The sequence below is a fragment of the Pseudoalteromonas sp. TAE79 genome (genome assembly GCF_000498015.1).
In the GTDB taxonomy this organism is placed as follows: domain Bacteria; phylum Pseudomonadota; class Gammaproteobacteria; order Enterobacterales; family Alteromonadaceae; genus Pseudoalteromonas.
Genome location: NZ_AUTL01000297.1, coordinates 1 through 4,624 on the forward strand (window position 1 = coordinate 1; position 4,624 = coordinate 4,624).

At 43.5% G+C, this 4,624-nt stretch carries 4 protein-coding genes; all 4 read right to left on the reverse strand.

The features are described 5' to 3' along the window. Positions 1-1,142, reverse strand: a 1,142-nt coding sequence (gene tuf / locus L655_RS0124690) for an elongation factor Tu (protein WP_024597280.1), incomplete at its 3' end; no start/stop codon positions are given. Positions 1,143-1,204: 62 nt separating this feature from the next. Beyond that, positions 1,205-3,319: an elongation factor G gene (fusA, locus tag L655_RS0124695; protein WP_024600089.1), complete on the reverse strand. Its 2,115-nt coding sequence runs from the start codon at positions 3,317-3,319 to the stop codon at positions 1,205-1,207. Positions 3,320-3,346: 27 nt separating this feature from the next. Continuing rightward, positions 3,347-3,817, reverse strand: a complete 471-nt coding sequence (gene rpsG, locus L655_RS0124700; RefSeq protein ID WP_010555004.1) for a 30S ribosomal protein S7 — start codon at positions 3,815-3,817, stop codon at positions 3,347-3,349. Between the two features lie 97 nt (positions 3,818-3,914). Continuing rightward, positions 3,915-4,289 (reverse strand): 30S ribosomal protein S12, encoded by a 375-nt coding sequence (gene rpsL / locus L655_RS0124705; RefSeq protein ID WP_002958885.1) that lies wholly within the window; start codon positions 4,287-4,289, stop codon positions 3,915-3,917. Positions 4,290-4,624: the final 335 nt, after the last annotated feature.

A 4,624-nucleotide genomic window follows, 5' to 3' on the forward strand; every position in this document is an offset into this window, starting at 1 on the left:
CCACCTTCACGGATAGCAAAACGAAGACCTTCATCCATCGCGATTGGTGCGATTAGAGTTACTGTCATCTTGATGTTATCACCAGGCATTACCATTTCTACGCCTTCTGGTAACTGAACGTCACCAGTTACGTCAGTTGTACGGAAGTAGAACTGTGGACGGTAACCTTTGAAGAATGGAGTATGACGACCACCTTCATCTTTAGAAAGTACGTATACTTCTGAAGTGAATGTAGTATGTGGATTGATTGAACCAGGCTTAGCTAGTACTTGACCACGTTCAACGTCTTCACGCTTAGTACCACGTAGAAGTGCACCAATGTTCTCACCAGCACGACCTTCGTCAAGAAGCTTACGGAACATTTCAACACCAGTACAAGTAGAACGAGTTGTATCATTGATACCAACAATTTCTACTTCGTCATTGATGCGGATGATACCAGCTTCAACACGACCAGTTACAACAGTACCACGACCCTGGATTGAGAAAACGTCTTCGATAGGCATGATGAATGGCTTATCGATGTCACGCTCTGGCTCTGGGATGTAAGAATCAAGTGCGTTTGCAAGCTCAACAATCTTATCTTCCCACTCTTTCTCGCCTTCTAACGCTTTAAGCGCAGAACCAGCGATTAGAGGTAAGTCATCACCTGGGAAATCGTATTCAGAAAGAAGTTCACGAACTTCCATTTCTACTAGTTCAAGTAGCTCTTCGTCATCAACCATGTCACATTTGTTCATGAATACGATGATGTAAGGAACGCCAACCTGACGAGAAAGAAGGATGTGCTCACGCGTTTGTGGCATAGGGCCATCTGTCGCAGCAACTACTAAGATCGCGCCGTCCATTTGAGCAGCACCAGTGATCATGTTTTTAACATAATCGGCGTGACCAGGACAATCTACGTGTGCGTAGTGACGTGTAGGAGTATCGTATTCAACGTGAGACGTTGAAATAGTGATACCACGTTCGCGCTCTTCTGGAGCGTTGTCGATTGATGCGAAATCTTTAGCAACACCGCCGTATACTTTTGCAAGTACGTTAGTGATTGCTGCAGTTAGTGTAGTTTTACCGTGGTCAACGTGGCCGATTGTACCAACGTTTACGTGCGGTTTTACGCGTTCAAACTTTTCTTTTGCCATCTTAAAAAATTCCTAATAAAGAAATTAAAGCCTGACTCACTATTGAGCCAGACAAGCTAAAATTATATAACAGCGCGAGCTGAAATTATTGTATCTGCAACATTTTTAGAGGCTTCAGCGTACTTCACAAACTCCATAGAGTATGAGGCACGGCCCTGTGTTGCAGATCGTAAAGCAGTCGCATAACCAAACATTTCAGAAAGAGGAACTTGCGCATTAATTTGCTTAAGTCCACCTAATGCATCTTCCATGCCTTCGATTATGCCGCGGCGACGGTTTAAGTCGCCAACTACATCACCCATATTTGAATCAGGAGTGAGTACTTCAACCTTCATTACTGGCTCTAAAAGTACAGGGTCAGCTTTACGCGCCCCATCTCTCATTGCCAGTGAACCTGCTATTTTAAATGCCATTTCATTCGAATCTACATCATGGAATGAACCATCATATAAAGTCGCTTTAACGCCAAGTAATGGGTAGCCTGCAAGTACACCTTGAGACATTTGCTCTTGGATACCTTTGTCTACCGCAGGAACGAACTCTTTAGGAACAGAACCACCTACGGTTTCGTTAACGAACTCGTAGATTGGTGACTCATCATCCGTAATGTCCATCGGTTCAAGTTTAAGCCAAACGTGACCATATTGACCACGACCACCTGACTGACGTATAAACTTCCCTTCAACCTTAACAGTTGAACGAATAGCTTCTCGGTATGAGACCTGCGGCTTACCAACGTTACATTCAACACTGAATTCACGTTTCATACGGTCGACGATGATATCTAGGTGAAGCTCACCCATGCCAGAGATTATAACCTGGCCTGATTCTTCGTCAGTTTGTACGCGAAAAGAAGGGTCTTCAGCAGCTAGTTTACCTAGCGCGATACCCATCTTATCTTGGTCAGCTATAGTGCGAGGCTCAACCGCAATAGAGATTACTGGTTCAGGGAATTCCATACGCTCAAGCGTAATTATAGAATTCGGATCACACAGTGTTTCACCTGTTGTTACGTCTTTAAGACCAATAGCTGCCGCGATGTCGCCTGCGAAAACTTCTTTGATCTCTTCACGAGAGTTTGAATGCATCTGTACGATACGGCCAAGTCGCTCACGCTTACTTTTTACTGGATTATATACCGTGTCACCCTGTTTAACAGTACCAGAGTAAACACGGAAAAAGGTCAAGGTTCCAACAAACGGGTCTGTTGCAATCTTAAAAGCGAGTGCAGCAAACGGCGCTTTATCATTAGCTGGACGTTCTTCCTCAGTACCATTTTCTAGAATACCTTGGATTTGTTTCACTTGCTCTGGTGACGGCATATACTCAACAACGCCATCAAGCACAGCTTGAACGCCTTTGTTTTTAAATGCGCTACCACAAGTAACTGGAACAATCTCATTCGCTAATGTTCGTTGGCGTAAAGCATTTTTAATTTCTGCTTCACTTAACTCTTCACCTTCTAAGTATTTATCCATTAGTTCTTCTGTTGCTTCAGCAGCGCTTTCAACTAAATGAGAGCGCCATTCTTCAGCTAATTCCAGAAGTTCTGCCGGTATTGCCTCATAAGAGAAAGTCATACCCTGGTCCGCTTCGTTCCAGTTAATCACTTTCATTTTAATAAGGTCAATAACACCTTTAAAGTCGTCCTCAGCGCCTACAGGCAACTGAATTGGAACAGGCGTTGCTCCAAGACGAGATTTCACCTGGCTAACCACTGCTAAGAAGTCAGCGCCCGTGCGATCCATTTTATTTACGAAGATCATTCTCGGAACTTCGTATTTGTTCGCTTGACGCCAAACTGTTTCAGTTTGCGGCTGTACACCAGATGAAGCACAAAGAACAACTACCGCACCATCAAGTACACGTAAAGAACGCTCTACTTCGATAGTGAAATCTACGTGTCCTGGAGTATCAATAATATTGATACGATGAGCGTCAAATTGAGCGTCCATCCCTTTCCAAAAACACGTTGTTGCAGCAGAAGTGATTGTGATACCACGCTCTTGTTCCTGCTCCATCCAATCCATAGTTGCAGCGCCATCATGTACTTCACCGATCTTATGAGAAAGACCTGTGTAGAACAGAACACGTTCTGTTGTGGTGGTTTTGCCTGCATCTACGTGAGCAACAATACCTATATTACGATAGCGCTCAAGTGGAGTTGTACGTGCCATATGATCCTCTTAAAGGTTAAAGACAGATTACCAACGGTAATGAGCGAATGCTTTATTCGCTTCAGCCATACGGTGAACGTCTTCACGTTTCTTAACCGCAGTGCCTTTATTATCAGAAGCGTCAACGATTTCTTGAGCTAAACGTAAGCCCATAGATTTTTCGCCACGCTTACGTGCAGCGTCTACTAACCAACGCATACCTAATGCGTTACGACGAACTGGACGTACTTCAACTGGTACTTGATAAGTTGAACCACCAACACGGCGAGATTTAACTTCTACCTGTGGGCGAATGTTATCAAGTGCAGTTTCAAAGATTTCTAGGTGCGACTTGCCTGATTTCTCAGCAGCCACGTCTAGCGCACCATAAACAATTTTTTCAGCAGTAGATTTCTTGCCGTCTAACATCACGATGTTAACGAATTTAGCAAGAAGTTCCGATCCGAACTTAGGATCTGGAAGAATTTTACGTTGACCGATTACGCGTCTTCTAGGCATTTTGTATCTCCGGTTTATTCAGGTTTGCTCTTTCGAGTCAATCACCCAAAACAATAATTATAAATATTTAGTGCTTGGCCTTACTAACGGAAAACAATTAGCCTTTAGGGCGTTTTGCACCGTATTTAGAACGAGCTTGACGACGATCGCTAACGCCTGCACAGTCAAGTGCACCACGAACAGTGTGAAAACGCACACCTGGTAAATCTTTAACACGACCACCACGGATTAGGATTACACTATGCTCTTGAAGGTTATGACCTTCACCGCCAATGTATGAAGTTACTTCGAAACCGTTAGTTAAACGTACACGTGCTACTTTACGTAACGCCGAGTTAGGTTTCTTAGGTGTAGTTGTATATACGCGAGTACATACACCGCGCTTTTGCGGACACGCTTTTAGTGCAGCTGAGTTACTTTTCGTAACCTTGCTACGGCGTGGCTTACGCACTAGCTGGTTAATAGTTGCCATTTAAATAGCTCCTGAAATTAAAATTACTACTGAAAAAAATAAAAAATCCGCCCTTTATTTACGAGCCTGCATTGAGCACACAAGTAAATGGGTGGCGGAATTTTAATGAGCAAAGTTTAACCTGTCAACCTAAACTAACCGTAAGACAGCATATAACTGCCTCACGATCACTTAATCTATTGATTAAGAACAGTTTATTGATTTCCAGACAAATCAGCATTTAGAGCGTCTGTAAGTGCTTGAGTTGCCTCTTCTGCACTTACTGTTTGCTCTTCTACTACTACTTTGCTTTGTTTACGGCGAGCCATACGTTCTTGATGATACGCAAAACCGGT